At 67.6% G+C, this 24,958-nt stretch carries 29 protein-coding genes; 9 read left to right on the forward strand and 20 right to left on the reverse strand.

Translation table 11 applies throughout. The annotated features are described in order from the left end of the window. Positions 1-90 precede the first annotated feature (90 nt). The 6 genes from paaA to AC1REM_RS15010 all read left to right on the forward strand — a co-directional run bounded on the left by paaA (position 91) and on the right by AC1REM_RS15010 (position 4,758). On the forward strand, positions 91-1,071 hold the full coding sequence (gene paaA, locus AC1REM_RS14985; RefSeq protein WP_492515331.1) for a 1,2-phenylacetyl-CoA epoxidase subunit PaaA: 981 nt from the start codon (positions 91-93) through the stop codon (positions 1,069-1,071). Beyond that, positions 1,071-1,376, forward strand: a complete 306-nt coding sequence (gene paaB, locus AC1REM_RS14990) for a 1,2-phenylacetyl-CoA epoxidase subunit PaaB (protein WP_204937855.1) — start codon at positions 1,071-1,073, stop codon at positions 1,374-1,376. Before paaA ends, paaB begins: the two co-directional genes overlap by 1 nt. Beyond that, positions 1,373-2,215 carry a 1,2-phenylacetyl-CoA epoxidase subunit PaaC gene (gene paaC / locus AC1REM_RS14995; RefSeq protein ID WP_492515332.1) on the forward strand — a complete coding sequence of 281 codons (843 nt, stop codon included), beginning with the start codon at positions 1,373-1,375 and terminating at the stop codon, positions 2,213-2,215. Before paaB ends, paaC begins: the two co-directional genes overlap by 4 nt. Positions 2,216-2,220: 5 nt before the next feature. Continuing rightward, on the forward strand, positions 2,221-2,730 hold the full coding sequence (paaD, locus tag AC1REM_RS15000; RefSeq protein WP_492515507.1) for a 1,2-phenylacetyl-CoA epoxidase subunit PaaD: 510 nt from the start codon (positions 2,221-2,223) through the stop codon (positions 2,728-2,730). An 85-nt stretch (positions 2,731-2,815) separates the two neighbouring features. Continuing rightward, positions 2,816-3,967: a 1,2-phenylacetyl-CoA epoxidase subunit PaaE gene (gene paaE / locus AC1REM_RS15005; RefSeq protein WP_492515508.1), complete on the forward strand. Its 1,152-nt coding sequence runs from the start codon at positions 2,816-2,818 to the stop codon at positions 3,965-3,967. Between the two features lie 20 nt (positions 3,968-3,987). Then, on the forward strand, positions 3,988-4,758 hold the full coding sequence (locus tag AC1REM_RS15010) for an enoyl-CoA hydratase/isomerase family protein (protein ID WP_492515333.1): 771 nt from the start codon (positions 3,988-3,990) through the stop codon (positions 4,756-4,758). A gap of 99 nt (positions 4,759-4,857) precedes the next feature. Here the strand turns inward: AC1REM_RS15010 and AC1REM_RS15015 are convergent, their stop codons facing one another. From AC1REM_RS15015 to AC1REM_RS15035, 5 genes are all read right to left on the reverse strand, one after another. Beyond that, positions 4,858-5,370: a hypothetical protein gene (locus tag AC1REM_RS15015; protein ID WP_492515334.1), complete on the reverse strand. Its 513-nt coding sequence runs from the start codon at positions 5,368-5,370 to the stop codon at positions 4,858-4,860. Between the two features lie 42 nt (positions 5,371-5,412). Continuing rightward, positions 5,413-5,922 (reverse strand): phosphoribosyltransferase, encoded by a 510-nt coding sequence (locus AC1REM_RS15020; RefSeq protein WP_204937859.1) that lies wholly within the window; start codon positions 5,920-5,922, stop codon positions 5,413-5,415. Positions 5,923-5,988: 66 nt separating this feature from the next. Then, positions 5,989-7,383: an amidase gene (locus AC1REM_RS15025; protein ID WP_492515335.1), complete on the reverse strand. Its 1,395-nt coding sequence runs from the start codon at positions 7,381-7,383 to the stop codon at positions 5,989-5,991. Next, positions 7,376-7,564 carry a hypothetical protein gene (locus AC1REM_RS15030; RefSeq protein ID WP_492515336.1) on the reverse strand — a complete coding sequence of 63 codons (189 nt, stop codon included), beginning with the start codon at positions 7,562-7,564 and terminating at the stop codon, positions 7,376-7,378. Before AC1REM_RS15030 ends, AC1REM_RS15025 begins: the two co-directional genes overlap by 8 nt. Then, the gene (locus tag AC1REM_RS15035) at positions 7,561-8,937 is read right to left on the reverse strand and encodes an amidohydrolase family protein (RefSeq protein ID WP_492515337.1); all 1,377 of its coding nucleotides are present in this window, start codon (positions 8,935-8,937) and stop codon (positions 7,561-7,563) included. The genes AC1REM_RS15030 and AC1REM_RS15035 overlap by 4 nt, the downstream gene beginning before the upstream one ends. Before the next feature lie 105 nt (positions 8,938-9,042). On the opposite strand from AC1REM_RS15035, the gene AC1REM_RS15040 reads away from it, so the two are divergent. Beyond that, positions 9,043-9,933, forward strand: coding sequence for a polysaccharide deacetylase family protein (locus tag AC1REM_RS15040; RefSeq protein ID WP_492515338.1), 891 nt, complete (start codon positions 9,043-9,045; stop codon positions 9,931-9,933). Positions 9,934-9,977: 44 nt separating this feature from the next. On the opposite strand, the gene AC1REM_RS15045 is transcribed toward AC1REM_RS15040, so the two are convergent. The 15 genes from AC1REM_RS15045 to AC1REM_RS15115 all read right to left on the reverse strand — a co-directional run bounded on the left by AC1REM_RS15045 (position 9,978) and on the right by AC1REM_RS15115 (position 22,760). Then, positions 9,978-10,703: a maleate cis-trans isomerase family protein gene (locus AC1REM_RS15045; protein WP_492515339.1), complete on the reverse strand. Its 726-nt coding sequence runs from the start codon at positions 10,701-10,703 to the stop codon at positions 9,978-9,980. Positions 10,704-10,710: 7 nt separating this feature from the next. Next, positions 10,711-11,328, reverse strand: a complete 618-nt coding sequence (locus tag AC1REM_RS15050; RefSeq protein ID WP_204937865.1) for a cupin domain-containing protein — start codon at positions 11,326-11,328, stop codon at positions 10,711-10,713. Positions 11,329-11,360: 32 nt separating this feature from the next. After that, positions 11,361-12,086, reverse strand: coding sequence for an aldolase/citrate lyase family protein (locus AC1REM_RS15055; RefSeq protein WP_492515340.1), 726 nt, complete (start codon positions 12,084-12,086; stop codon positions 11,361-11,363). 5 nt (positions 12,087-12,091) lie between these two features. Next, positions 12,092-12,493, reverse strand: a complete 402-nt coding sequence (locus AC1REM_RS15060; protein ID WP_492515341.1) for a cupin domain-containing protein — start codon at positions 12,491-12,493, stop codon at positions 12,092-12,094. Then, the gene (locus AC1REM_RS15065; RefSeq protein WP_492515342.1) at positions 12,490-13,410 is read right to left on the reverse strand and encodes a polysaccharide deacetylase family protein; all 921 of its coding nucleotides are present in this window, start codon (positions 13,408-13,410) and stop codon (positions 12,490-12,492) included. The genes AC1REM_RS15060 and AC1REM_RS15065 overlap by 4 nt, the downstream gene beginning before the upstream one ends. Positions 13,411-13,488: 78 nt before the next feature. After that, complete coding sequence (locus tag AC1REM_RS15070; RefSeq protein WP_492515343.1) at positions 13,489-14,307, reverse strand: MBL fold metallo-hydrolase; 819 nt, start codon at positions 14,305-14,307, stop codon at positions 13,489-13,491. Beyond that, on the reverse strand, positions 14,304-15,020 hold the full coding sequence (locus AC1REM_RS15075) for an MBL fold metallo-hydrolase (RefSeq protein WP_492515344.1): 717 nt from the start codon (positions 15,018-15,020) through the stop codon (positions 14,304-14,306). The genes AC1REM_RS15070 and AC1REM_RS15075 overlap by 4 nt, the downstream gene beginning before the upstream one ends. Before the next feature lie 26 nt (positions 15,021-15,046). Continuing rightward, a complete protein-coding gene (locus tag AC1REM_RS15080) occupies positions 15,047-15,718 on the reverse strand; it encodes a cysteine hydrolase family protein (RefSeq protein ID WP_204937871.1) in 672 nt (223 codons plus the stop codon). 75 nt (positions 15,719-15,793) lie between these two features. Next, positions 15,794-17,401, reverse strand: coding sequence for an ABC transporter substrate-binding protein (locus AC1REM_RS15085; protein WP_492515345.1), 1,608 nt, complete (start codon positions 17,399-17,401; stop codon positions 15,794-15,796). Between the two features lie 69 nt (positions 17,402-17,470). Then, the gene (locus AC1REM_RS15090) at positions 17,471-18,286 is read right to left on the reverse strand and encodes an MBL fold metallo-hydrolase (protein WP_492515346.1); all 816 of its coding nucleotides are present in this window, start codon (positions 18,284-18,286) and stop codon (positions 17,471-17,473) included. A gap of 8 nt (positions 18,287-18,294) precedes the next feature. Beyond that, positions 18,295-19,122, reverse strand: coding sequence for a hypothetical protein (locus AC1REM_RS15095; protein ID WP_492515347.1), 828 nt, complete (start codon positions 19,120-19,122; stop codon positions 18,295-18,297). A 48-nt stretch (positions 19,123-19,170) separates the two neighbouring features. Further along, complete coding sequence (locus AC1REM_RS15100) at positions 19,171-20,238, reverse strand: ABC transporter permease (protein ID WP_492515348.1); 1,068 nt, start codon at positions 20,236-20,238, stop codon at positions 19,171-19,173. After that, positions 20,235-21,062 (reverse strand): ABC transporter ATP-binding protein, encoded by an 828-nt coding sequence (locus AC1REM_RS15105; RefSeq protein ID WP_492515349.1) that lies wholly within the window; start codon positions 21,060-21,062, stop codon positions 20,235-20,237. The genes AC1REM_RS15100 and AC1REM_RS15105 overlap by 4 nt, the downstream gene beginning before the upstream one ends. A 1-nt stretch (position 21,063) precedes the next feature. Continuing rightward, a complete protein-coding gene (locus AC1REM_RS15110) occupies positions 21,064-21,921 on the reverse strand; it encodes an ABC transporter ATP-binding protein (protein WP_204937878.1) in 858 nt (285 codons plus the stop codon). Beyond that, the gene (locus tag AC1REM_RS15115; RefSeq protein WP_204937879.1) at positions 21,918-22,760 is read right to left on the reverse strand and encodes an ABC transporter permease; all 843 of its coding nucleotides are present in this window, start codon (positions 22,758-22,760) and stop codon (positions 21,918-21,920) included. Before AC1REM_RS15115 ends, AC1REM_RS15110 begins: the two co-directional genes overlap by 4 nt. A 351-nt stretch (positions 22,761-23,111) precedes the next feature. On the opposite strand from AC1REM_RS15115, the gene AC1REM_RS15120 reads away from it, so the two are divergent. Next, on the forward strand, positions 23,112-24,053 hold the full coding sequence (locus AC1REM_RS15120) for a branched-chain amino acid transaminase (RefSeq protein ID WP_492515350.1): 942 nt from the start codon (positions 23,112-23,114) through the stop codon (positions 24,051-24,053). Then, entirely contained in the window at positions 24,053-24,958 is a 906-nt protein-coding gene (locus AC1REM_RS15125; RefSeq protein WP_492515351.1) for an acetamidase/formamidase family protein, read from the forward strand. Before AC1REM_RS15120 ends, AC1REM_RS15125 begins: the two co-directional genes overlap by 1 nt.

Here is a 24,958-nt window from a genome sequence, read left to right on the forward strand (position 1 = left end):
GATTCTGGGCCGTATTGCACCACAGCCCCACCCGTGCAAGAATAACCTAACGATCGGTCAGTAAAGAAGCCCCGACACGAGGAGTCACCGATGACCTCCCCCGCAGACCTCACGCTCGTCAGCAACGACGAGCTCAGCGACGAAGAGCGCATCTTCAACGAGCTCATCGCGAACGAGCAGCGCATCGAGCCCCGCGACTGGATGCCGGATGCCTACCGCAAGACGCTCATCCGCCAGATCTCACAGCACGCGCACTCCGAGATCATCGGCATGCAGCCCGAGGGCAACTGGATCACCCGCGCCCCGAGCCTCAAGCGCAAGGCCATCCTGATGGCCAAGGTGCAAGACGAAGCGGGTCACGGCCTCTACCTCTACTCGGCAGCGCAGACGCTCGGCATCACCCGCGACGAGATGATGGACCAGCTCATCAGCGGCAAGGCCAAGTACTCGTCGATCTTCAACTACCCCACGCCCACCTGGGCAGACATGGGGGCAATCGGATGGCTCGTCGACGGCGCCGCCATCGCCAACCAGGTGCCGCTCTGCCGCGCCTCCTACGGTCCTTACGGCCGCGCCATGGTGCGCGTCTGCAAAGAAGAATCGTTCCACCAGCGCCAGGGTTTCGAGATCCTGCTCACCCTCATGCAGGGCACGGAAGAGCAGCGGCGGATGGCGCAAGACGCCGTCAACCGCTGGTACTGGCCTGCGCTCGCCATGTTCGGTCCGCCGGACGACCAGTCGCCCAACTCGGCGCAGTCCATGGCGTGGAAGATCAAGCGCTTCACGAACGACGAGTTGCGCCAGCGCTTCGTCGGGATGCTCGTGCCGCAGGCCGAGATTCTGGGCGTGACGCTCCCCGATCCCGACCTCAAATGGAACGACGAGACCGGCGAGTACGACATGGGCGAGATCGACTGGGACGAGTTCTTCCAGGTGCTGCGTGGCAACGGACCCTGCAACGCCGAGCGTCTCGAACGCCGCCGCACGGCACACGAAGAGGGCGCCTGGGTACGCGAAGCCGCAGCCGAGTACGCCCGCAAGCAAGCACTCAAGACGAAGGCGATCGCGTGATGACCACTCCCGGCGCATCCCCCACCGAGCCCTGGCCCCTCTGGGAGGTCTTCGTGCGCGCGAACCGCGGCCTCAGCCACGTGCACGTCGGCTCGCTGCACGCCCCCGACTCCGACATGGCCGTGCGCAACGCCCGCGACCTCTACACCCGCCGCAACGAGGGCGTCTCGATCTGGGTCGTCCCCGCCGATGCCGTGACGACGAGCGATGCCGACGCCAAGGGCGCGTTCTTCGAGAGCCCCGCCGGCAAGAACTACCGTCACGCGGTGTACTACACCGCCTCCGAAGGGGTGCCCCACCTGTGAGCGCGCACGACATCGATGTGCACGGAGACGTCCACGGTGACGTCACCGTCGAAGCTCTGCGCCTGAGCGATGAACTCGCCGGCGGAACCGCAAAAGCGCCGAGCGCCGACATCGCCGAGTACGCGCTGTGGCTGGGCGACGACGCGCTGATCCTGGCGCAGCAGCTCGGCGCCTGGATCTCCCGCGCCCCCGAACTCGAAGAAGATGTCGCCCTCGGCAACATCGGTCTCGACCTGCTCGGTCACGCGCGCTCGCTGCTCCGGTACGCGGGCTCGTGGGACGGCCGCTCAGAAGACGACCTCGCCTACTTCCGCGATGAGCCGGAGTTCCGAAGCGCCTGGCTCTTCGAGCAGCCCAACGGCGACTTCGCGCAGACGATCGCGCGCCAGTTCGTGGCATCCACCTACCTCTTCGAGCTGTACTCAGCCCTGCGCCACAGCACCGACCCCACGCTCGCCGCGATCGCCGAGAAGTCACTCAAAGAGGTCGACTACCACCGCGATCATGCAGTGCAGTGGATGCTGCGCCTCGCCGGCGGCACCGACGAATCGCGCACCCGCATCATCCGCGCCGTGGGAGATGTCTGGCCCTACGTCGACGAGCTCTTCCGTGACGAGGCGCTGACCGACCGCCTGGGCCGCGTCGCCGTGCGCCCCTCGTCACTGCGCGCGGGCTTCGACGCCGTCGTCGACACGGTCTTCACCGAGGCCGAGCTGACTGTGCCCGTGGGGTTCTCCTCCTCGGCCGGCGGACGCCATGGTTCGCACTTCACCGAACTCGGCCACCTTCTCGCCGAGATGCAGGTGCTCGCCCGCCGCCACCCCGGAGCGACCTGGTGAGCACCATGACCGCACGCACCCCCTCCCCTCAGCGCACACGAGACGACGCCTGGCGCATCGCCGCATCCGTCCCCGACCCCGAGGTTCCGGTGCTCACGATCGAAGACCTCGGCGTGCTGCGCGCGGTGTCCCTCGACGGCGACCGCGTGCAGGTCGAGATCACCCCGACCTACAGCGGATGCCCCGCAATGGACACGATCCGCGACGACGTGGTGCTCGCGCTCACCGCGGCCGGCTTCGATGACGTGGAGGTGCGGCTCGTGCTCTCTCCCGCATGGACGACCGACTGGATGAGCGACGCCGGCAAGCAGAAGCTCACCTCGTACGGGATCGCCCCACCGACCGGTCGCGCCGCCGTGGCATCCGGCCCTATCCGCCTCGCGCTGAGCGTGCGCTGCCCGCAGTGCGGCTCGCTCGACACCCGCGAGGTCTCGCGCTTCGGCTCGACCTCCTGCAAGGCGCTCTACGAGTGCCGTGCCTGCCTCGAACCCTTCGATCACTTCAAGGTCCACTGATGGAGCCACGTCCACTGATGGAGCCACGTCCACTGATGGAGCCACGTCCACTGGCAGAAAGGGTGCGCTGATGCCCCTGTTCGCGATGCCCACCGCTCCCCCGACTCAGAAGCAGACGGCGGATGCTCCGGCGCGACGCCGCGCCCGCTTCCACACCCTCGAGGTGCATGACGTCCGCCCGCTCACGGACGACGCTGTCGAGGTCACGTTCGCCGTACCGGCCGATCTCGTTGACGAGTACGACTACACGTCCGGGCAGTACGTCGCCCTGCGCACGCATCTTGACGGGGCGGAGATCCGTCGTTCCTACTCACTCTGCCGCGCACCGCAGCGCCCCGCCGACGGCGGCGACACGACGCTCAGCGTCGGCATCAAGCGCGACGAGGGCGGCGCCTTCTCGACCTGGGCGCAGACCGAGCTGAAGCCGGGCTTCTCGATCGACGTCATGAGTCCGCAGGGCACCTTCACCTCCGCGCTTCCCGCGTTCGACGACAAGCACGTCGTGGGCATCGCCGCCGGATCCGGCATCACGCCGCTCATGGCGCTCGCGCACACCGTTCTCGCCGAATCTCCGACGGCCCGTTTCACGCTGCTCTACACGAACCGCGCAACGAGCGACGTGATGTTCCTGGAGGATCTCGCCGAGCTGAAGGATCGCTACCCCACGCGCCTCGCCCTGCACCACGTGCTGTCGCGCGAGCAGCGCACGGCGCCCGTGCTCTCGGGCCGCCTTGACGAGGAGAAGCTGCGCCTGATCTTCGACAAGCTCGTGCCCGTGGCATCCGTCGACGAATGGTTCCTCTGCGGGCCCTTCGCGCTCGTCGACCTGGCACGGGAGATCCTCAGCGACCTCGGCGTGCCGCGCGAGCACATCCGCTTCGAGCTGTTCACAACAGGAGAGGCACCGGCCGAGGCTCGCGCCGCGCGCCCCGTGGTCGTCGCGAAGGATGCACCGTCGTACCGCATCGAGGTCACGCTCGACGGGGTGTCTTCCACGGTCGAGAGCCCCATCGACGCGCACGAGTCGGTGTTGAACGCCGCGCTGCGCATCCGCCCCGATGCTCCCTTCGCCTGCGCGGGCGGCGTCTGCGGCACCTGCCGTGCGCGGGTGCTTATCGGCAGCGTCACGATGACCGAGAACTACGCGCTCGAACCCGATGAGCTCGAACGCGGCTACGTGCTCACCTGCCAGTCCCACCCGACCAGCGACCGTCTCGTCGTCGACTACGACGTCTAGCCGCCCCGATAGGAGCAGCCATGATCGACCTCACCATCGCCGATGACATCGCCCACGTCACGCTCAACGCGCCGTCCAAGCTCAACGCTCTGGATGCTGCGGCGCTCACCGAGCTCGGGTCGGCGTACGACGCCGCAGAGGCGGCCGGCGTGCGGGCCCTCGTGCTGCGCGGCGAAGGCCGCTCCTTCTGCGCGGGGCGCGACATCTCGGCTGTCGACCCGCGTGACGACGACGTCATGGGATACCTCGACGGGCTCGTCACCCCACTGCTGCAGCGCATGGCGACCTTCCCGGCGCCCACGTTCGCCGCAGCACAGGGCGCCTGCCTCGGCGTCGGACTCGGACTGCTCATAGCGACCGACGTCGTCTACGTGGCAGAAAAGGCGAAGATCGGGTCGCCCTTCGCAGCCCTCGGCGCGACGCTCGACTCGGGCGGGCACGCCCTCTTCTACGAACGACTCGGCGCCCACAAGACACTCGACCTGATCTACACCGGCCGGCTCATGAGCGGTGCCGAGGCCGTGGCATCCGGACTCTTCTCCCGCGTCTTCCCCGACGACGAGGTGCAGCAGGCGACACAGGATGCTGCGGCTCACGCCGCCCGCGGCGCCACCGCCGCCTTCCTCGCGAGCAAGCAGCTCATCGCGCGGATTCGGGATGAGCGCCTCGCCCTCTGGGACTCCGTCGCGATCGAGAATGCCGCGCAGGCCGCGCTCTGCGACACCGACGACTACCGCGAGGGCTTCGCCGCGTTCCAGCAGAAGCGGACGCCAGAGTTCACGGGGCGCTGAACGCGAGAAACCACTCTCTGCGCGAGAAACCACGCACGCCATGGTGTGTCAGGCAGGAAATGGTTTCTCGGCGAGGCTGGCGTGCGACAAGCTGCGTCGTCAGGGGCCCGTCATCGGCGACACCGTCATGTCGACCGCCCCGAACGGGAAGGGGTAGATCAGCGTTCCGGTCTCGGCCCAGGCCTCCAGTGGGAGAAGGCGGAACCACACGTGCGCGATCAGACCGGCCACGAGCGCCAGCACCACGATGACGACCATCACTCGGTTCAGGTAGCGGAGCGCGCTGGCCGTATCGACCGCACGGCGCTGCACGGCAGACAGCGCCCAGAACACGAGTCCGATGAGAGCGACGAGCACCAGAGGGCTGGGCTTCAGGTTCAGCGTGATGCAGTCCGGCGCAACGGTCGTGACCTGGCCGGATGCATCGAGAAACCGACCGTCGCCGGTGATTCCCCCAGGGCAGAACCCGCGGCTCGCTCCCGTCAGCATCATGTACACCGCCGTCGCAAGCAGCGTCACGAGGAGCAGTCTCCGGATGCGCCCGATGATCTCCGCACCCGGCAGCGTTCCCGCCGCGGGCGCTGTGCTCGGCGCCACCTCCGCTGTCGACATGTGTCCCCCTCGACCTCGATCTGAGGCCGAGCCTACCGGGGACTAGGCGCTGCCGACGAGGCCCGCGTCCTCTTCGCGCACGGTTCCCTTGGCCGACCACGGGAAGTCGATCCACAGGTCGGTGTCTTTCCAGGCGTAGTCGGGCTGGATGATCGTCGAGGGCTTCGTGTAGATCGTGACCGAGCGCACATCCGCACCCTTGTCCTTGAGCAGCTGCACGGCGAGTGCGAGGGTACGACCGGAGTCCGCGACGTCATCGACGAGCAGCACGCGGCGCCCGTCGAGATAGGCCATGTCGAGCTCGGGCGGCAGCACCTCGGGAGCATCCAGGACGGTGCCGATGCCCGTGTAGAACTCGACGTTGATCGCGCCGCAGTTCTTCGCACCGAGCCCGTACGCGATTGCCCCCGCCGGCAGCAGCCCACCGCGTGCGATCGCGACGACGACCTCGGTCTCGAAGCCATCGTCGAGGATACGGCGGGCCAGATCGCGCGTCGCCTCTCCGAAACCATCCCACGTGAGCGTCTCGCGCTCAGCCGGTGCTGCTGCCATGTCATCCGCCTGTTCTGTCGAAGTCAGACATCTACTCTGACACGAGCTCGATGGGAAGAACCCTGATCAGCCACGCGGATCCAACGGCACCTGGGAACGCCACGGCATCGCCCGCTCTGCACGCCGGCCGAGCGCCAGCAGCTCCGCATCGGCAAAGGCCGCCCCGAGCAGGTGCAGTCCGACGGGCAGACCGTCGATCTCGGTGCACGGCACGCTCAGCGCGGGCAGCCCTGTGAGATTCGCAGCGCTGAGCATCCGCAGCGCACTGCCGAGCGAGTCCTCATCGTGTGCGTCGGTCAGCTCCATCGCCATCGTCGCCAGCAGCGGTGCGGCCGCGGGAAGTGTCGGCGACGCCAGCGCCGTGAGCCCGTGGGCCTGCAGCGTGCGTTCGATCTCGCGCCGCAACGCTGCGCGCACCCGGTGCGCAAGACTGATGTCGTCGGCGTCGATCAGCGCGCCCGTGGCGACCATCGTGCGCGTGCCGGGCAGGTAGTCGGCCGCGGCTCGCTGCAACCGAGACCGATGCTGTTCGACGGATTCAGACAGCGAGATGAGGAGCCCAGCGACCAGAGCGAGGTCCAGCGACGGCAGGTCGACCTCGACGAGCTCGACATCATCCAGACGAGAGAGTCCCGCGATCGTCGCCTCCTGCAACGCGTCACCTACTCCCCAACGGCGCCAGATCCCGCGGTCCACGCCGACGCGTCGCGGACCGCGCGCTCGCTCCACCGCCGTGCTGATCGATCCGTCGAATGCGTGAGCGCGCACCTCTGGTTCGCAGATCGCATCGAGGATGAGCGCGCAGCCGTCGACGGATGCCGTGAGCGGGCCGATCGCATCCATGGTCGCACTGATCGTGATCGTGCCCTGCGTGGAGACGAGACCCGCCGTCGGCTTGAGTCCGACGAGCCCGTTGATGGATGCGGGATTGCGGATCGATCCGCCCGTGTCCGTGCCGAGCGTCGCCGGGGCGGATCCCACCGCGACCGCCACTCCCGACCCGATGCTCGATCCGCCGGGATAGCGCAACGGATCGCGCGGGTTTCGGGTCGGCGGCTCCCCCTGCCCGAAGGCGAACTCATAGGTGTGGGTCTTGCCGAGGAGCACGCCACCGTGCGCGCGATACTGCGCGACGGAAGCCGCGTCGCTCACGGCGGGTGGTGCCAGTCGCAGTGAATCAGAGCCGGCCACGGTGGGCATCCCGGCGACGTCGATGACGTCTTTGACTCCCAGCGGCACACCGTCGACAGGACTGAGCGGCGCGCCCTCGGCGCGGCGACGATCGCTCGCTCGCGCCTGGGCGAGAGCGGATTCACGGTCGAGATACGCCCAGGCATGCGAGATGTGCTCAGTCTCGTCGGCGCGATCGAGTGCGGCCTGCACGAGAGCAACACTCGTGGCCTCTCCTGCGCGCAGCGCTTCGGCGGCATCCTCCACGCCCAGCCGCCAGAGCTCAGTCATCCTTCACATCCCCGAGGTCTCCGCCCTCACGCTCGAGGAAAGTCGTCGCCTCCGCGCGAAAGAGCTCGGTGTCGGCGCGCAGGCCTTCCGAAGCTGCCGCGATGGTCTCGCCGTCGGTAGTGGCCACGTCCGCACCCAGAAGATCAGCGACGATGGCGCGTTGCAGCGGTGTGAGCGTCATGACGAACCGGCCAGCGCGTCCGCGTTGTGCACGACGGTCTCGCCTCCGACGATGACGCGCTGCACCTGGCGCAGGTCGTCCCGACGCGTGAGCAGCAGGTCTGCCGGGGCACCGGTGCGCAGCATCGCGCCACCACGCACGAGGCCCGGAATGAGCGCCGCAGGCGCAGACGTCACCATCTCGACGGCCTGCGCGAGTGTGCGGTGGCCCGCGTCGACCAGGTCGCGCACGGCCGCGATGAGGGAGTCGTGGCGGCCGTCGTGCCCGTAGTCGGTCGCGATCACGTCGACGAGACCCGGCACCGCCATCAGTGCGTCCCAGTGCTCGCGTGTCTGCACCGTCTCGCGCCCTTCGAGCAGGTCGAAGACACTCGCCTCCGCGTGCCAGCCCGATTCGCGTCCGAGTTCCGCCAGGGCGACGGCCTCCTCCACGGTGTGAGAGGTGTGATTGACATGACCCGCGATGATCGTCGCCTGCCGAGGATCGCGCTGCATCTGCAGCGAGCGGATGAGTTCGGCGGACGCCGAGGCGCTGTGCACAAGGGCAGGGACGCCCAGGATGCGCGCCGCCTCGATCCCCTCTCGGATGCCATCGCGGGCGTGACCGACGGAGGGCATCACCGTCGCGACGATGAGCTCTCGCAGCTCCTCCGTCGTGATACCCGTGATGCCCGCCGCGTCCGCGGCTGCGGCGAGCGCCTCAGCCTGGTAGCGGCGTTCGCTCATGAACCGGCCGAGCACGGCTTCCTTCAACGCGCGGGCCTGTGCCTGAGTCACGACACAGCCGGTGCGTTCGCGGATCGCGGCCGGCAGATACACGAGGTCCTGCCCTCCGCCGCCGAGCGTCTGCCCTCCGCCGAGTTCACCGATCGCGACGGCGCCGGCATCGAGCATCGCTTCGATCGTGAGGATGCGGTGACGGGCGGTGAGACCAGCGCCGTCGGCGGCGCGGGCGGCGTCGATCGCACCCGGGGTGTGGGCCGTGGCCGCTCGGACGTGCACGGCGTGGTTCGCATCGGCGTAGCGGATCTCCTCCATGCTGCCGAGGCCGCACGTGCTGAGAACCGTCGTCGTGCCGGCGCGAAGGTGGCGGTCGAGGTTCGACCTCCACCGCTCGTCAGCGAGTGCCGCCGAGCCGCTGGGAAACAGCGGCGAAGGGCTGACGCCGTGCGTGTGGATGTTCACAAGTCCCGGCATGAGCACGCTCTGCGGCTCGTCGATGACCTCCCCAGTGAAAGCGGTGACAGCGGCCTCGGCAGCACGCGCGTCGAGCACCTCGGTGATGCGACCGTGCTCGACGACGACAGCGCCGTTCTCGACGATCGTGCCCTCGATGGCAGGAACAACGACTCCCGCGCGTATCAACGTTGACATCGCACTTCCTCTCGACGACCGCCCTCTCAGACGGTAGATTCATTCTATCGAAGATGCTTCACTATAGCCATATGGCACTGATGCCCTGACCCTGCGGAGCACCCCATGACGGCACACCCCCTCCCTCGCGACATGCACGGCTACGGCGAGCACCCGCCGGTCTTCACCTGGCCCGGCGGCAGCAGAGTCGCGGTGTCTCTCGTGATCAACGTCGAGGAGGGCGCGGAGCGGAGCATCGCCCGAGGGGACATCGCCGACGACCTCGGCGGGCACTGGCTGCGGCACGCACCGCATCCGATCCAGCGCAACCTCGACCTCGAATCCGCCTTCGAGTACGGCGCGAGGGCGGGCATCTGGCGCGTCCTGCGCACGCTGCGCCGCCACGGGGCGACGGCGACCGCGTTCTGCTGCGTCGCCGCGCTCGAGGCCAACCCGCAGATCGCCCGCGCGCTCGTGCGCGACGGGCACGAGATCGCCGATCACGGCAGGCAGTGGGATACGCACACGCACCTCTCCCCCACCGAGGAGCGCGACCGCATCCTGTCGTCCGCCGACGCGATCACCGCGCTCACCGGCGAGCGCGCGACCACCTGGTACTCCCGCGACGGTCTCACCCTGCAGAGTCGGGCGATCATGCTCGACGCCGACATGCTCTACGACTCCAACAGCTTCAACGACGATCTGCCCCACGCCGCGACAGACGGCCTCTCCCTTCCCGTGCTGCCGTACGCGGGCGACACCAACGACTCCGCGCTGCTGTCGCAGTACCCCACCGCGCAGGCGTTCCGCTCCTACCTCAGCAGCGCACTCGCCGAGCTCCAGGAAGACGACCGTGCCGGAGCATCCGTGCTCAGCGTGGGCCTGCACCCGCGCATCATCGGCCGCCCCGCCTACATCCGGGCACTCGACGACTTCCTCACAGAAGCATCCGCGACGGCGTGGATCGCGCCCCGCGCACAGATCGTGCACGCCTGGCAGACGGCGATCGCCGCCTGACAGCACACCAAAACGCGGATGCCGCGCATCGGCCGTGGACGACCTCAGCGCGCTTCTGCGAGCAGACGTCCCCAGCCGGGGATCGCCGCGCCGACACCGCTCTTCCTGAGCATCTCCCAGAGCGTCGCCGTCGCACTGTCGATCACGGGGATCCCGAACTCCGCTTCGAACGCCGTGACCCGGTAGGCCGAGCGCAGGTTGGTTCCGATGCAGACGACGCCGTCGAGGTCGTCGGCGTCGAACGCCGGGCGAATCAGGGCGTCGATCCAGGATTCGTCGACCCGCGCGATCTCTGGATTGCTGAGCATGACATCCGGCGCCGACAGCGTCACGAAGTCGACATCCACGGCGCGGTACTGCGCCACGATCTGCTCCGCGATCTCGCGCGGCCCCGGAAACACCAGCCCGACCCGCTGCAGGCCGAGTGACTGCAGCGCCGAGAGCACCGCGAGCGTCGCGGTCGTCGCGGGCGCTCCCGTGATCTCGGCGAGCTGGTCACACAGACCCCGGTCACCGTCGAACCCGGTCCACGATCCCGACGTGCCGTGGAAGGCAACCGCATCGGGCTCGACATCGGCGATCAGCGCGGGCGCATCGCCGAGCACACCGGCATCGATGCGATCGTCGAGCGACGCCGGCAGGCGGAAGCGTGTGACGTGCGCGGCCACATCGTCGCGACCTGCGAGCATCCGCTGGATCGAGGACTCGGCGTTCGAGTTCGATGACGGAACGAGCACGCCGAGGCGCGCCGAAGCACCGGGAGCAGTCATGGCGTGCTCAGTGTGCGCGGCCGAGCGACGGCGGGGTCGAGATCGCCAGCATCACGGCCGCGGAGTCGGTGCGGTTGCTCCACCAGTGCGGCAGCGAGGCGTCGTAGGTGAGGCTGTCTCCGGCCTCGAGCTCGAAGTCGCGTCCGCTGACGGTGGCGACGAGACGTCCCGAACTCACCAGTACGCACTCCTCGCCCTCGTGCGAGTGCGGCACGAGAGCGCCGTCGAAGTGCGCCGGGATCGTCATGTTGACGACGCCGAGCTTGCGCTCCGAGTCGGGGACGATGAGCTCCATGATGATGCCCTGCGACGGGATCTCGATGCGACGCCGGTCGGCGCGACGCACGACCATGTGGTCATTGTCAGGCTCGGGGTTGGCGAACATGCTCGCCAACGGAAGGTCGAGCGAGTTCGCCAGGCGCAGCAGCGTCGCGAACGAGGGATTGCCGATACCGCGCTCGATCTGACTGATCAGACCCGCGCTGACCCCTGCGCGCTCTGCGAGCTCCTCCACTGTGAAGCGGCCTGTACGCTGCTCACGGAGCTGCGCTCCCAGGTGGGTGATCCAGAAATCCCGATCAGGCCCCTCTTCGCCGACGATCTTCGACGCTGCAGTGGTGTCCACGGTCAACCCTTCACTTCACTGACGGTTCGTCATTATAGCTGGGCGCTTCCTTGCGCCTTAGTGCCCCGCGCGGCGACAAGCGCACGCAGCGTGGCGGTGACTTCGCGCTCCCAATATATGGCGCTTCTGCTCGCGCCGCGTGCATGCACCTCGCCCGCGCGTGCCGCGCTGGGAGCTGGGAGTCCGATCGGATGCCCCGCACCGGCCACCACGTCGATGACGTCCTGCACACGTGCATCCAACTCGCCCGCCCGATCATGGCGGCTCAGGTCGTCGACGAGGTCCGTGGGCCCGATCCATCCGCCCGCGAAAAGCTCATGGGAAGCGAACTCTCGGACGGCATCGACGGCCTCGACCGTCTCGAAAAGGACCGACAGCATCGGCACGTGGGTGTACTCGGTGCCGTAGCGGGAGGCGCGCGACACCTGGCGGGGCCTCTCGCCGAGCGGCGGGAACCGCGTCGCGCGATACGCGGACTCGAGCTCTGCGGTCGAGCGCACTCGCGGAAGGACGAGCTCGTCGACCCCCGTGTTCGCGAAGGTGAGCAGACAGTCGTCGCGCAGCTCGGGGACACGCACGCCCACCCGCACACCGGATCCCGCCAGCCGCTGCACGGCATCCGTGCACTGTGCGGCCGTGATGCCGGTCTGCTCGGCGTCGATCACGATCGAGTCGACGCCGAGCACATCGAGCAGTCCGAGCAGCGTCGGCGTGGGGTCGGCGGTGATGAGGCCCACCTCGGGGCGCGGGGTGTTCATGGCGTTCATTCGTCCGACACGAACTCCCAGTCGGCGGGCTTGCTCATGCCGACCACCAGCTCGACGACCACATCCGTGTCGTTCGTGATGCCGTGGCTCGTCCCGCGCGGGATGTAGATGCCATCCCCCGGGCGGGCGCGGTGCTCGACGCCGTTCAGGTGCACGATGGGCGTCCCGGCGATCACGACGTAGAACTCCGAGGCATCCGGGTGGTGGTGGCAGAGGTGATGCTGGCCCGGCAGAATGCGCCCGAGACTCACGTTGAGGTCATCCGACCCGCTGAGGTCTCGCGAGATGAGGGTGCACACCTGCCCCTCATCCTTCTGCCCTTTGAGACCGAGCTTCGAGAGGTCGGAGAACCCGATGTCCTCGGCATTGTGCACGAGCTTCGTGAGGTCGACGGTCATCGCGATGCCCCCTCGACCGCCAGCGGCGACGTGGCGGGTGCCTGCTCCAGCCACCAGCGGGCGATCTCCTCACGGGTCGCGAAGAGCACACCCTCCTGTGACTGTGCGTACGCCAGGAAGCGGCGTACCGCCATCGCCACACTGGGACGGCCGCCGATGCGCAGGTGGATGCCCACCGACATCATCTTCGGCACGTCCTCCGCCTCGGCCAGCAGGCAGTCGAGCGAATCCTTCAGCACGGAGAAGAAGTCATCAGGGCTGCCGAGGCTTCCCGTGCCCCAGAACCGGGCATCGTTCGTGTCGCCCGAGTACGGCACCACGAGGTGCGGGCCGTGCGCGGTCTCGACGTAGTAGGGCAGATCATCGGAGTACGAATTCGAGTCGTAGAGGAAGCCCTCCTCGACGAGGATGTCGCGGGTCTCCTCCGTGATCCCCTCGCGCACGTACCAGCCCTGCGGGCGCACGCCCGCGACGCGCTCGATCGCGTCGACGGCCTTGCGGATCTCCGTACGCTGCTCGTCCGGCGTCATCCCGACCAGACCGCGCCACTTGTAGCCGTGGCCGCAGATCTCATGTCCGTCGCGCACGATCGCGCGCGCCGCCTCGGGGTTCCGCTCCAGCGCAGCGCCGCAGGCCATGACGGTCGAACGCACACCGAAGGAGCGGAACATGCCGAGGTAGCGCCAGATGCCCACGCGGCTGCCGTACTCGAAGAAGGACTCCTTCATGAGGCTGCGCTTCGTGGGGTCGGCCGACCAGCCGCCGAAGATCGAGATGTCCTCGTCGCGCGCATCACCATCGGCGATCGCGCTCTCCGCCCCCTCCTCGTAGTTCAGCACCAGCGAGACGGCGACCTTCGCGCCATCCGGCCATCCCACCACTGGTGGGTTCTCCCCGTATCCGATGAGATCACGCATCGTTTCTTCTTTCGCCTCTGGAAGCCCGCAGTTCGTTCTGCGGCTTCGCTGGAATCTGCATGTCTTGTCTGCTCTGCGTCACTGGCCGAGTCCTCGCCCCACATAAACGGCGCGGTGCGCCGCGAGTGAGGTCCGCAGCATCCCGGCGACGTCGTCGATGACATTGCCGTGTGCAGGGCCGATGAAGAAGGTCGGATGCTCGTCGAGCACCTTCTCGATCGCGGCGAAGGCGTCGCTCACATCGACGAACTTCGTCCAGTACAGGGCGCGCCCCGTGCCGTAGGCGGCCTGCGCAACCGTCGGCGGCTCCGGCATCTCACCGGAGTACAGGCGGCACTGGCCGGGCCGGTGGACGGGCTCGTCGTCCTCGTCGTCGGACCCCGGCACATCATGGATGTACGAGAAGCCGTCGGAGACGAAGAGCACGCCGGCCCCGGAATCCCAGGCCCAGGTCGTGTTCTCCAGGTCCCGGATGTAGGCCGGCAGCAGCAGCAGTTCACGGCCGCCGAGATCGATCCTCTCACCCGCAGCCACGGGCCACAGCCGGTCGGCGTACTCGGGAAAGTGCAGGTGGTAGTCGCGGGTCTCCCCCGCGATCTGCGCATCCGGGTACCGCTCCAGCAGCGCAGGCAGGTTGCCCGCGTGCGGGATCTCCGGATGCGTCGGCACGACGTAGTCCAACGTGCGACCGCCGAGCGCCTGCGCGAGCTGCGCCATGACGGTCTCACGGTGCGCAGGGTCGCCCGTGTCGATCAGTGCCGAGCGCTCGGTGCCGATGACGAGGTAGGCCGACACGTGATAGTGCACCTCTTCGCCGTGACCGAAGGCCGACAGACAGCCGCCCAGCCAGTACACGCCGTCGGCGATCCGCCGCGGCGCGGCATCCCGCTGTGTCATCTCACACCGACCTTCTCGATCGCAGCCGCCAGCATGAGCGCCTGGGCGGTGACGGTGCTCGCACCCTCGAACGGCGCTCCGTAGCCGGGGCCGATCAGGGCGACCGGGCGCTCTTCGACGACCTGCCGCACGTGCGCGGCGATCGCCGTCGTCTCGGCCCTGGTGAACCAGGCGAACTTCTGCAGTCCCGACTCGACGGGGCGCCCATCGACGCCACCGTGGGTGAAGGCGTCGGATGTCAGCAGTGACGCCGTCTCGGGCTCGTACACCCAGAGCGTCGGCAGCAGCCGCATCATCGGGGAGATCAGCTCCAGCCGCAGTCCGGGATACGGCTCGACCCACTGGGAGGTGCCGGGCTCCACGCTCACCCGACGCACCTCGGCATGACTGCGTGGAACGGTGATGCCGCCCGTGTACCAGACCGCGTCGAGGCCGAAGGCGGCCTCGATCGCCGGCAGATTGAGGCAGCACTCCATCTCGGTGCGTGTCAGCAGCACCGAGAGCGGCTGACCCGGATCGAGCAGTTCGGCGAGCTGCGCCAGCACGGCGTCCTCGTGCAGGCGCAGCCCGGTGTCGACGAGGACCGCGCCGGAGGCGCCGCGCACCAGGTACGCGCTCACCTCCTGCGAACCGGATGCGCCCGGGGGCGCCCAGCTCACGGTGTGATCCAGTGCGATCTCACCGCCGATGCGGTGCACACTCGTCGTTGTCACGGTCTTCTCCGTCTTCCTGACGTCGCTCAGCGAGCGGCGTTCTCCCACACGGCGACGGCCTCGTCGAGCGAGCAGTAGTCGTGGCGGGCGCGCATCACTGTGAGAGCGGCATCGTGCACGACCGTGTCGTACGCCCCGACCGCGTCGTCGATGAGGATGGCGTAGAAGTCGTTCGCCACAGCGTCGCGCAGCGTCGACTCGACGCATCCGCCCGTCGAGACGCCGACGAGAGCCACGGATTCGATACCCTGCGCACGCAGCAGCAGCGCCAGCTCGGTGCTCGTGAAGGCGCTCGGGCGACGCTTCGTGATGACGACCTCGTCGCCCTCCGGCTGGCACTGCTCTGCGAACTCGGTGGCCGGGTCGCCCTTGAGGCTGAGGCGGCCGAGGTCGATCGGGCGGCCGTTCGCCGTCTTGTAGAGCGTGCGCAGCCAGGCGGCCGGCGAGCTCTTGGCGTCGGGAAGGTTCTCGACGCGGATGTGGAAGATCTCTACGCCCGCAGCACGCGCGGCACGGATGGCTCGACCGCACTGGTCGGCGATTCCCGCCATCATGCTGAGGTCGTGTCCGGAGTCGCCGATCGCGCCACCGGGCGACACGGCACCCTTCTGCATGTCGATCACGACGAGGCCGGTGGTCTTCGGGTCCAGCAGTTCTTCGAGGGTGTCGCGCACCTGCTTGCCGCAGATCTCGATCATGGGGTCCTGCTCCTTTCGAGCCCGGTGCCGGCCGGGAAAGTCACCGACCGGCACCGGAGGTGGGAAAACGTGGTGCTAGTTGCTCAGCTCGTTGAAGTAGATCTGCCCGTTCGTGAACGGCACAGCTCCGGTGAGGCCCTGTGCGCGGGCGAGCATGTTCTTCGTCTCGACGAGCGAGATGATGGGTGCGCCCTCGTCGAGGTAGCCCGCCATCTGCTCCAACAGCTTCGCCCGGGCGTCTGCCTCTTCGTGCGGCGTCGCGGCAAGCTCCAGACGGGCCTCGTCGAAGCGCGGGTCCGACCAGCCGGTGCTGTTGCTCGGGGCACCCGTGCCGTAGAACGCGTAGCTGTAGAAGGCCGGATCGGCGATCACGATCGGCTCGGAATAGAGCGCAGCCTGGTAGCGGCCGTCGATCAGCGCGGTCGAGAAGTCGGTCGAGCTGGCGATGTTCTGCAGCTCCACCTTCACGCCGACCTCGCCGAGCATCGACTGGATCAGCACCGCGGAGCGCGCGGCCACGGGGCCGGGACGGGTGACGCTGTAGCTGAGCACCATGTCGAATCCGTCAGGGAATCCGGCGTCGGCGATCATCTTCTTCGCGGCCTTCGGATCGAAGGAGTAGGCATCCGAGCCATCCACCATCGGGAAGATGGACTCTGCAGGCGTGCCGTAGCCGGCGTACGCACCCTTGACGAGTGCCTCACGGTCGATCGCCATCGAGATTGCACGGCGCACCTCGGGCTCGGCGAGCGGGCCGGCCGTGGTGTTCATCATCATCGTGTCGCGGGTCTGGCTCGCGCAATCGAGAACCTCGACACCGGGGGCCTTCGCGAGTGCCGTGTACTGGTCGTACTCGAAGGAACCGGCGACCTGCGCCTCTCCCGCCTCGATCAGCTGGCTGCGCGTCGCAGTGTTCGGCGCCGCCTTGACGACGAGGCGCTTGACGGCACCGCGCTCACCTTCCCAGTCGGGGTCGGCCGTCAGCGTGAGCGACGTTCCCGGAGTGAACTCCTCGAGCTCCCAGCCCGAGTAGTCGGCCAGGTTCTTCGACAGCCATTCGTTCGCCGACGGGTCGGCGTCGGTGGCGTGCTTCTTCGCCTCGGTGCTGTCGTGGATGAAGAAGAGATTGTTCTGCAGCGACTGGAGCGTGAAGGACGTGGCCGCCGTGGTGTTCAGCTGGACCGTGCTCTCGTCGATGATCGTGGTGAGGTTGTCGACGTCGAAGCCGCTGCTCTTGAGCGTGCCCTTCATGACAGGCTGGCGGATCATGCCGATCGCGAGGCTCCACGCCACGTCCTCGGACGAGAGGGTGTTGCCCCACTGGCTCGTGAGCTTCTTCAGCTTCACGATGACTCCGGTGCCGTCCTCGTTGATCTCGGCGCTCTCCGCGAGGCGACCGGTGACCTCCGTCGACGGGTCTGCGCAGATCTCCTCATCGGTGCCGCTGCGGTCATAGGAGAGCAGTTGCGAGCCGAGCCCAGTGAGCACGACGTGTGAGGCGCTGCCACCCCACGGTGAAGGAGTGAGGCTGTCGGGAAGCGCGCCCACGGCCACGACAACATTGTCGAAGGTCTTCGCGGGGGCGCTGCTGTCGGGTGTCGCTGCGCCGCCGCCGGCGCAGCCGGCGAGGGTGACGGCCGCGACGGTGAGGACACCAAGGCCCCACAGGCGTGATCGGTTCATTTCGGGTTCCGTTCTGGTACTCAGGATGGGTGACTACAGGGGAACAGCGATGGTGAGCGGTGCCTGCCGCTAGTAGCGGTAGGCCTGCTTGTGGCCCGCTCGGATGATCGGCTCGACCTCACGCACATTCGTGATGACGTTGCCGTGGGTGGGTGCGACGAATCGCACGTCCAGTTCGTCGACGAGTCCGAGAACGCGGTCGTAGACCCGGTCGGCGTCGTTGTTGAAGCGCGCCCAGTACAGGGCGCTCCCCGTGAAGAACGCGGCGTTCTCCACGGCGATCGGCTCGCGCAGCTCGTCGGTGGTGAGCGCGCATTCGCCAGGCAGGTGCAGGGGATCCTCGTCATCGAGTTCGGGGCGATGCATGTAGCAGAACCCGTCTGCGGTGAAGAGCACCTTGCCGTCGGTGGCGAAGGCCCACTGCGTGTTCGGCAGGTCGCGGATCATCGCCTCGACGATGAGCAGCTCCTGCCCTCCTCCGAGATCGATCCGGTCGCCCGGCACATGCGGGTTCAGGTTGTCGACGATCTGCGGGTAGAAGAGGTGGTAGTCGTGCATGTCGCCGACGACCTTGACGTTCGGGTACTTCTCGACGAGCCGCGGAAGGTTGCCGGTGTGGGGCAGTTCAGGGTGCGTCGGGAAGACATAGGTCAGTGGCTCATCACCGAGGATTTCGTCGAGCTTGGCGGAGATGGTGGGCCAGCTCGACGGGTTGCCGGTGTCGATGATGACGGATGCCTCGGTGCCGCGCACCACGTAGGCGGAGTTGTGACCGTGGATCACCCGGTCGGAGAGGTGGAAGGGCAGGCAGGCGCCCATCCAGAACACGCCCGGTGAGATCTCGCGGGGGAACTCATCGGCCATCGTCTCGACAATGTTGGACATGGATGCTCCTATGCGGCGTCGTCGGCCAGTGCGGCCAACATGAGGTCGAGGTGGCGGCGGACGGCGTTGCGTCCGCGGATGACGGATCCGCGAGAGGGCGCGATGGCCTCGGGCTCGTAGCCCTCGAAGGTGCTGGCCAGCCAGTCCCGCAGCGGGTACTTCGTCGCGCGCGGCAGCCACTCGTACTTGGCGAAGAGGTGCGCGGCGACCTGCTCGACGGTCGTGTCGTCTTCGACCGTGTCGTCGATGAAGCGGTAGCTCTCGGGGGTTGCCAGCACGCCGTGCGTGAAGGTGTCGGAGGTGAACAGGGTGCCCGTACGGGCATCCCATCCCCAGAACGTGGGCAGCAGCCGCAGCAGCGGCGACTGCACGTCGAGGATGCGGCCCGGAGCGATCTCGATGCTCATCGCACGCTCCAGCGCGTCACCCTCGACCGTGCGCGTGCCGTCGATCTGCTGCCGGCGGCCTCGCAGGGCGATGCGGCTGACGTCATCGAAGGCGTCGAAGGGGTTGATGACACCGCCGGTGAACAGACGCAGGATGTCGAAGCGACGTGCGATGGGCTCGAGGTTCGACACGCAGTCCATCTCGGGACGGGTGAAGAACATCGAGACGCCGCCACCCTCGCCGATGAGGGTGGCCAGGTCGTCGAGGACGGTCGTGCCGTGCACGGCCATGCCGGAGTCGATCAGGAGGTGTGCGTCGCCCTCGCTGAGGAGGTAGCAGTTGGACGCCTGGTATCCGGTCGATCCGCGCGGCACCCAGCTCACATTGTCGCTGAGCTCGTAGGCCCCACCGAGGACGGTCAGGCCACCGTCATGAACTTTATTGAACATGTCTTCAATCTATTGAAGTGACAGGAGTCTGTCAATGATGAATATCGGTCAGGAGGCCACGGCCACAGCGGGCGCAGGCGTGGCCTCGCGCATCCGCCGGGACGGTGCCGCGATCGCCCGCGTGCGCGGGTCGAGCAGGGTGATGAGAGCGTCGAGGATCACGTATCCGAGCAGGCTCGTCGCGCCCATCACGAGCACGAAGCCCTGGATCACCGGCACATCCCCCTTGAGCACACCGTCAAGCGACCACCCGCCGACCCCGGGCCACGAGAACACGCTCTCGACGATCGCCGCGCCACTCAGAGCTGCGGCGAACAGCAGCACCATGTACGTCATCAGCGCGCCGCGCACATCCGTGAGCGCGTACCGGAACACCTGGAACGGGCGCAGTCCGCACGCCTTCGCGAACTCGATCTGCGGCGAGTTGAGGATCTGCAGGAGGCCCGTGCGCACGGTCTTGCCGAAGGGCGCGGCGAAGAACAGACCGAGCGTCAGGATGAGGAGGCCGGCACGGTTGAAGATCGAACCGACCGTCCCCCACTGCCCCGCGATGACCGCATCGACGGGCAGCCATCCGGTCACCTTCGGCGGTGTGATGTCCGTCGCGGAGAGCATCCCGAGCGGCGCGGGAGCGATCTGCAGCTGCTGATAGAAGATGAACAGCAGCAGCAGCGCGAGCACGAACTCGGGCATCGCCATCAGGATCGAGACGACGACCGTGAACGAGCGGTCGGCGAAGCGTCCGGCGCGGTAGGCAGCCATCGCACCGAGTCCGAGGCCGATCACGAGCGCGAGCAGAAGCCCGGGGACCAGGTAGACGAGCGTATTGGGCAGTCGGGTCCACAGCTCCTCGCTCACCGAGCTGCCGGTGAAGAACGAGGTGCCGAGATCGCCGCGCAGCGTCCGGAAGAGGTAGTCGAAGTAGCGCTCGACGAAGGGTTTGTCGAGTCCGAGCTCCGCGTTGATGCGGGCCACGTCGGCGGGCGTCGCATACTCACCGAGCAGCGCGACGGCGGGATCGCCAGGAAGCAGCGAGACGAGCGCGAAGCTCAGCGTCACCAGACCCCACAGCAGCAGGACGGCGATCAGGAGGCGGGACAGGATGTAGCGGATCATGATGCTCCTGAGACGGAGTCGAGCGCGTCCGGGTCGGCCGCGCGGCCCTGATACGGAATGGGCGGCATCGCCGCGGCCATGAGATTGCGGGTGTACTCCTCGCGCGGCGCGTCGAGCACCTCGAGCGCGGGACCGCCTTCGACGAAGCGCCCCTGGTGCATGACGACGACGTCGGAGCAGAAGTGACGCACTGTCTCGATGTCGTGCGAGATGAACACGTAGGTCAGACCGCGCGCTTCGCGCAGACGGCTGAGCACCCGCAGGACGGAAGCGCGAATCGTCAGATCGAGCGACGCCGTCGGCTCGTCGAGCACGATGATCGACGGATCCGTCACCAGTGCGCGTGCGATGCCGACGCGCTGCTGCTGCCCACCGCTGAGGTTGGCCGGACGGCGGTCGAGGAACTCGGGTGGCAGTCCGACCTCGGCGAGCGTCGCGATCACGCGCTCCCGGCGCGCGGCGCGGTTGCCGTAGTCGCCGGCCACGATGAGCGGCTCCTCGACGATCTGACCGATCGTGAGACGCGGGTTCAGCGAGGCGAACGGCTCCTGGAACACGATCTGCCAGTGACGACGGTGACGGCGCATCTCTCTCTTGCTGAGGCTGCTGATGTCCTGACCATCGAGCACAACCGATCCGCTGTCGACGTCATAGAGGCGCAGCAGCAGCCGCCCGAGGGTCGACTTGCCCGATCCTGACTCCCCGATCACGCCGAGGCAGTCACCGCGTTCGACCGAGAGCGAGACGCCGTCGACGGCGATCTTCGTGGTCCCGTGCGGACCGGGGAACGTCTTGACGACGTCCGTGAGTTCGATGAGCGCCATCTCAGCTCCTCCTGCCGGCGAAGGCGCCGAGCGCGCCGACGGTCGTGATGGTGGAGGTCCCGCCCGGCGGCGCCTCCTCGGGGCGGACCACGGAGTCCAGCAGTGATGCCGTGTACTCGTGCTCGGGTGTCACGAAGACCCGCGACACGGGCCCCTGCTCGACCAGACGCCCCTGATACATCACAAGCACGCGATCGCAGTACTTGGCGACGACGCCGAGGTCGTGCGTGACGATGAGCATCGAACGCCCACTGCCGACCGTGAGACGCGTCAGCGTGTCGAGCACCTGCCGCTGCACCGTGAGGTCGAGGGCGGTCGTGGGCTCGTCCGCGATCACGAGACGAGGGTTGAGGAAGAGCGCCATCGCGATCACGACGCGCTGCGCCATGCCTCCGCTGAGTTCGTGCGCGTAGCCGTCGAGCACGCGCTCGGCGTCCTTCACGCCGGTGGCCTCGAGCAGGTCGAGCGCCTGGCGGCGCAGCTCGCTGCGCGGGAAGTCGTGCGCCTTGGCGATGTTCTCGAACTGCTTCTCGATGCGCAGCACCGGGTTCAGCGCGCTGAACGGGTTCTGCGCGACGAAGCCGATGTCCTTGCCACGGATCTTGCGCAGTTCGCGCTCGCGCAGATCGAGGAGCGGCTGTCCGTAGAAGTCGACCCGACCTTCTGTCACGCGACCCGGTGCCATGAGGAGCTTGATGATGGATCGGACCACGGTCGATTTTCCGGATCCGGATTCGCCGACGATGCCGACGACCTCGCTCTCACCCACTTCGAAGGACACCCCGTGGAGCGCCCGGATCGACTGGTGCCTGCTGACGAAGTCGGTGACGAGTCCCGTCACCTCGAGCCCAGCGGTCATCGCGCCGTCTCCACTCTCTCGATGCGGTTCTCGATCGCTCCCGCGATCACGTTGAAGGAGGCGATCACGAGCAGCATCGCGATGGTCGGGAAGGCCGCGGCCCACCACTCCCCGCGGATGAGCATGCTCGCGCCGTCGCTGATCATCGCGCCCCAGGTAGGCGTGGGCGGGCTGACGCCGACGCCCAGGAAGTTCAGTGCGGCGATCGTGCCGAGCGCATTGGCCGCCGTCAGTGTGGCCTGCACCAGCACGACGCCGTAGGCGTTGCGGAAGATGTGGTTGAACGCGACCCGCACCGGGGAGCATCCGATCGCCACGGCGGCCTCGACGTAGCGAGAGGAGCGCAGCGCGAGGGCCGACGCCCGGGTCAGACGCACGAAGCGCGGAGCCCCGACGATCGCAATGGCGAGGATCACGTTCCAAGCGCCGCCGCCCATGAGCTGGATGGCGACGATCGCAATCACGATGATCGGCAGGGCGGCGAAGGCGTCGACGACGCGCATGACCGCGTCGCCGACCTTGCCTGCTGTGGCGAACAGCCCGATCGGAACACCGACGACGAGCGCGAGAAGTGTCGCTGCAACCGAGATCGGCACGTCGAGCTTGGCCGCTTCGATCGTGCGGGAGAAGACGTCCATGCCGTTGCCGTCCGTGCCGAACCAGTGCGTGGGGCTGGGCGGCAGGCTGATCGCGTTCGGGTCCGGACGAAGGGGGTCCACCGGATAGGGGCCGATCATCGCGAGCAGCGGAAGTCCGACGACGACCGCGACGGCGATCGTGACGGCCACGATGTTCCAGTTGCCGCGCAGGCGCAGTCGTCCGCGACGACTCCAGCGCACCGCCCGCATGCTGGGAGAGGTGTGTGGGATACCCTGGACACTCATCTGATACCGCCGAGAGTTCGGGGGCTCAGAGCGAGCACGACGGACAGCGACTGTTCTGACATGAATGCTCCTGGTTGACTTCGTCGTCATGGCGACCCCGCGAGGGATCATCACTTTATTGAAGGCTCTCTTCATCGAGTAGTCAAGAGTGATTTCGGATCCTGCGCGGAAATTCAGCAATCTGTCGCAAACATCTCCGCATCCACGTCTTCACTTCTTCACTGAAGATTGACTTTCCGTTGCCCCATCTTCATTATGGTGATGTCAACCTTGCTTCAATGAAGACAGACTGGATGGTGCACAACGATGTCTACCGCTTCTTCCCCGGTTCGCTACCTGCTGCATGACGGCGAGCTCATCGACTACGCGGACGCGCGACTGCACGTGCTGAGCACGAGCATGAAGTACGGCGTCGGCGTCTTCGAGGGCTTCCGCGCCTACTGGAGCGAAGAAGAGGGCGAGCTGTACGCCTTCCGTGTGCAGGACCACATGCGTCGTCTGCTCGACTCCATGCGCGTCGTCGAGATCGAGGGCCCGACCGACATCGACGAGCTCACCGAGCAGCTGCTCGGGCTTGTCCGTGCGAACGACCTGCGCTCGAACCTCCACATGCGCGCCCAGGTGTTCGTCGATTCCGCCGACGGCAAGCCCGACGACACGGGCCCATCGACGGTCTACATGGCCGCCATCCCCATGGGCAACTACTTCGGCGCCACGGGACTCGACGTGCAGATCAGCAGCTGGGCCCGCCTCTCCGACCGCGCCATGCCCCCGCGCGTGAAGTCGATCGCCAACTACCAGAACGGACGCCTCGCTCTGCTCGAAGCGCGCCGGAACGGCTACGGCGCAGCACTCCTGCTCACCGAGAACGGGCACGTCGCCGAAGGCGCCGGCTACAACGTCTTCATGGTGCGCCAGGGGCGGCTCTGCACGCCGCCATCGACCGAGAGCATCCTCGAAGGCATCACCCGCGACAGCGTGATCCAGCTCGCACAGAAGGAGCTCGGGCTCGACATCGATATCCGCCCCATCGACCGCACGGAGCTGTACTCGGCCGATGAGATCTTCGTCTGCGGCAGCGCCGCCGAGGTCAACCACGTGAAGTCGGTCGACCGCACGCCCATCGGCGACGGCTCGCAGCCCGGTGAGATCACCGCACAGCTGCAGGGCCTGTACCAGCAGGCGGTGCGCGGACAGCTCGATTCCTTCCGCGACTGGGTCATCCCGGTCTACGGCACCGCCCGCTGATGAGCGCGTCCACGCACGCGCACGCGAGCTACCTGCACGCACGCGCGGAGTTCGATCCGCAGGCCGAGCCCGTGCTGCGTGTGGCGCAGGGCGAGCGCTTCCGAGTGGAGGCGCGCAGTCTGCTCACCGACGGTCTGTTCGAGCAGACCGATGACTACTCCACTCTGGGTATCCCGGTCACGGGTCCGATCCAGATCGACGGTGTTCAGCCGGGAGATCTCGTGCGCATCGACGTGCACGAGATCCATCTGGCCGACCGCGGCGCCATGGTCACGATGCCCGGCCGCGGCGGATTCGGGGAGCCGCTGCAGATGGATGGGCACATCGTGCCGATCCGCGACGGCTTCGCCGAGTTCGAGGAGGGCGTACGCATCCCGATCCGCCCCATGATCGGCAAGCTCGGCTTCGCCCCGCACGATCACAGTCCCAGCTCGTCGACCGTCGGACGCTACGGCGGCAACATGGACTGCCGCGACATCATCGCGGGATCGTCCGTCTTCGTCACCGCGCAGCTTCCCGGTGGCCAGCTCTACGCCGGCGACCTGCACGCGGTGCAGGGCGACGGCGAGTGCTCGCTGACGGGTGTCGAGATGGAAGGCGCCATCGAACTCTCCTGTCGGGTGGTGCGCCCGGCTCCTGTGCGCGGCCCTGTGGTCTTCGCAGAGGACCGCATGATCGTGCTCGGCGATGGCGAAGACCTCGACGAGGCTGCCACCACAGCCCTCGACGAGACCATGGCCATCATCCAGGCAGACCGCGGATGGGCCCGCGAGCGCACGGCGATGTTCCTCTCGGCCGCCGCGGATGTCGCGGTGTCGCAGCTCGTCAACGCCCGCAAGAGCGTCAAGGTCTCACTCCCCGCGCACTACCTGCGCACCTCCCCCTTCGAACGAAAAGAGGACTGA

This window comes from Microbacterium sp. GW823-FHT02G05, assembly GCF_058797175.1.

Excerpts from the sequence above, each read along its gene's own strand:
- paaA (WP_492515331.1), top strand. The coding sequence starts at position 91 with ATGACCTCCCCCGCAGACCTCACGCTCGTCAGCAACGACGAGCTCAGC.
- paaB (WP_204937855.1), top strand. The coding sequence starts at position 1,071 with ATGACCACTCCCGGCGCATCCCCCACCGAGCCCTGGCCCCTCTGGGAG.
- paaD (WP_492515507.1), top strand. The coding sequence starts at position 2,221 with ATGACCGCACGCACCCCCTCCCCTCAGCGCACACGAGACGACGCCTGG.
- paaE (WP_492515508.1), top strand. The coding sequence starts at position 2,816 with ATGCCCACCGCTCCCCCGACTCAGAAGCAGACGGCGGATGCTCCGGCG.
- AC1REM_RS15010 (WP_492515333.1), top strand. The coding sequence starts at position 3,988 with ATGATCGACCTCACCATCGCCGATGACATCGCCCACGTCACGCTCAAC.
- AC1REM_RS15015 (WP_492515334.1), bottom strand. The coding sequence starts at position 5,370 with ATGTCGACAGCGGAGGTGGCGCCGAGCACAGCGCCCGCGGCGGGAACG.
- AC1REM_RS15020 (WP_204937859.1), bottom strand. The coding sequence starts at position 5,922 with ATGGCAGCAGCACCGGCTGAGCGCGAGACGCTCACGTGGGATGGTTTC.
- AC1REM_RS15025 (WP_492515335.1), bottom strand. The coding sequence starts at position 7,383 with ATGACTGAGCTCTGGCGGCTGGGCGTGGAGGATGCCGCCGAAGCGCTG.
- AC1REM_RS15030 (WP_492515336.1), bottom strand. The coding sequence starts at position 7,564 with ATGACGCTCACACCGCTGCAACGCGCCATCGTCGCTGATCTTCTGGGT.
- AC1REM_RS15035 (WP_492515337.1), bottom strand. The coding sequence starts at position 8,937 with ATGTCAACGTTGATACGCGCGGGAGTCGTTGTTCCTGCCATCGAGGGC.
- AC1REM_RS15040 (WP_492515338.1), top strand. The coding sequence starts at position 9,043 with ATGACGGCACACCCCCTCCCTCGCGACATGCACGGCTACGGCGAGCAC.
- AC1REM_RS15045 (WP_492515339.1), bottom strand. The coding sequence starts at position 10,703 with ATGACTGCTCCCGGTGCTTCGGCGCGCCTCGGCGTGCTCGTTCCGTCA.
- AC1REM_RS15055 (WP_492515340.1), bottom strand. The coding sequence starts at position 12,086 with ATGAACACCCCGCGCCCCGAGGTGGGCCTCATCACCGCCGACCCCACG.
- AC1REM_RS15060 (WP_492515341.1), bottom strand. The coding sequence starts at position 12,493 with ATGACCGTCGACCTCACGAAGCTCGTGCACAATGCCGAGGACATCGGG.
- AC1REM_RS15065 (WP_492515342.1), bottom strand. The coding sequence starts at position 13,410 with ATGCGTGATCTCATCGGATACGGGGAGAACCCACCAGTGGTGGGATGG.
- AC1REM_RS15070 (WP_492515343.1), bottom strand. The coding sequence starts at position 14,307 with ATGACACAGCGGGATGCCGCGCCGCGGCGGATCGCCGACGGCGTGTAC.
- AC1REM_RS15080 (WP_204937871.1), bottom strand. The coding sequence starts at position 15,718 with ATGATCGAGATCTGCGGCAAGCAGGTGCGCGACACCCTCGAAGAACTG.
- AC1REM_RS15085 (WP_492515345.1), bottom strand. The coding sequence starts at position 17,401 with ATGAACCGATCACGCCTGTGGGGCCTTGGTGTCCTCACCGTCGCGGCC.
- AC1REM_RS15090 (WP_492515346.1), bottom strand. The coding sequence starts at position 18,286 with ATGTCCAACATTGTCGAGACGATGGCCGATGAGTTCCCCCGCGAGATC.
- AC1REM_RS15095 (WP_492515347.1), bottom strand. The coding sequence starts at position 19,122 with ATGTTCAATAAAGTTCATGACGGTGGCCTGACCGTCCTCGGTGGGGCC.
- AC1REM_RS15100 (WP_492515348.1), bottom strand. The coding sequence starts at position 20,238 with ATGATCCGCTACATCCTGTCCCGCCTCCTGATCGCCGTCCTGCTGCTG.
- AC1REM_RS15105 (WP_492515349.1), bottom strand. The coding sequence starts at position 21,062 with ATGGCGCTCATCGAACTCACGGACGTCGTCAAGACGTTCCCCGGTCCG.
- AC1REM_RS15110 (WP_204937878.1), bottom strand. The coding sequence starts at position 21,921 with ATGACCGCTGGGCTCGAGGTGACGGGACTCGTCACCGACTTCGTCAGC.
- AC1REM_RS15120 (WP_492515350.1), top strand. The coding sequence starts at position 23,112 with ATGTCTACCGCTTCTTCCCCGGTTCGCTACCTGCTGCATGACGGCGAG.
- AC1REM_RS15125 (WP_492515351.1), top strand. The coding sequence starts at position 24,053 with ATGAGCGCGTCCACGCACGCGCACGCGAGCTACCTGCACGCACGCGCG.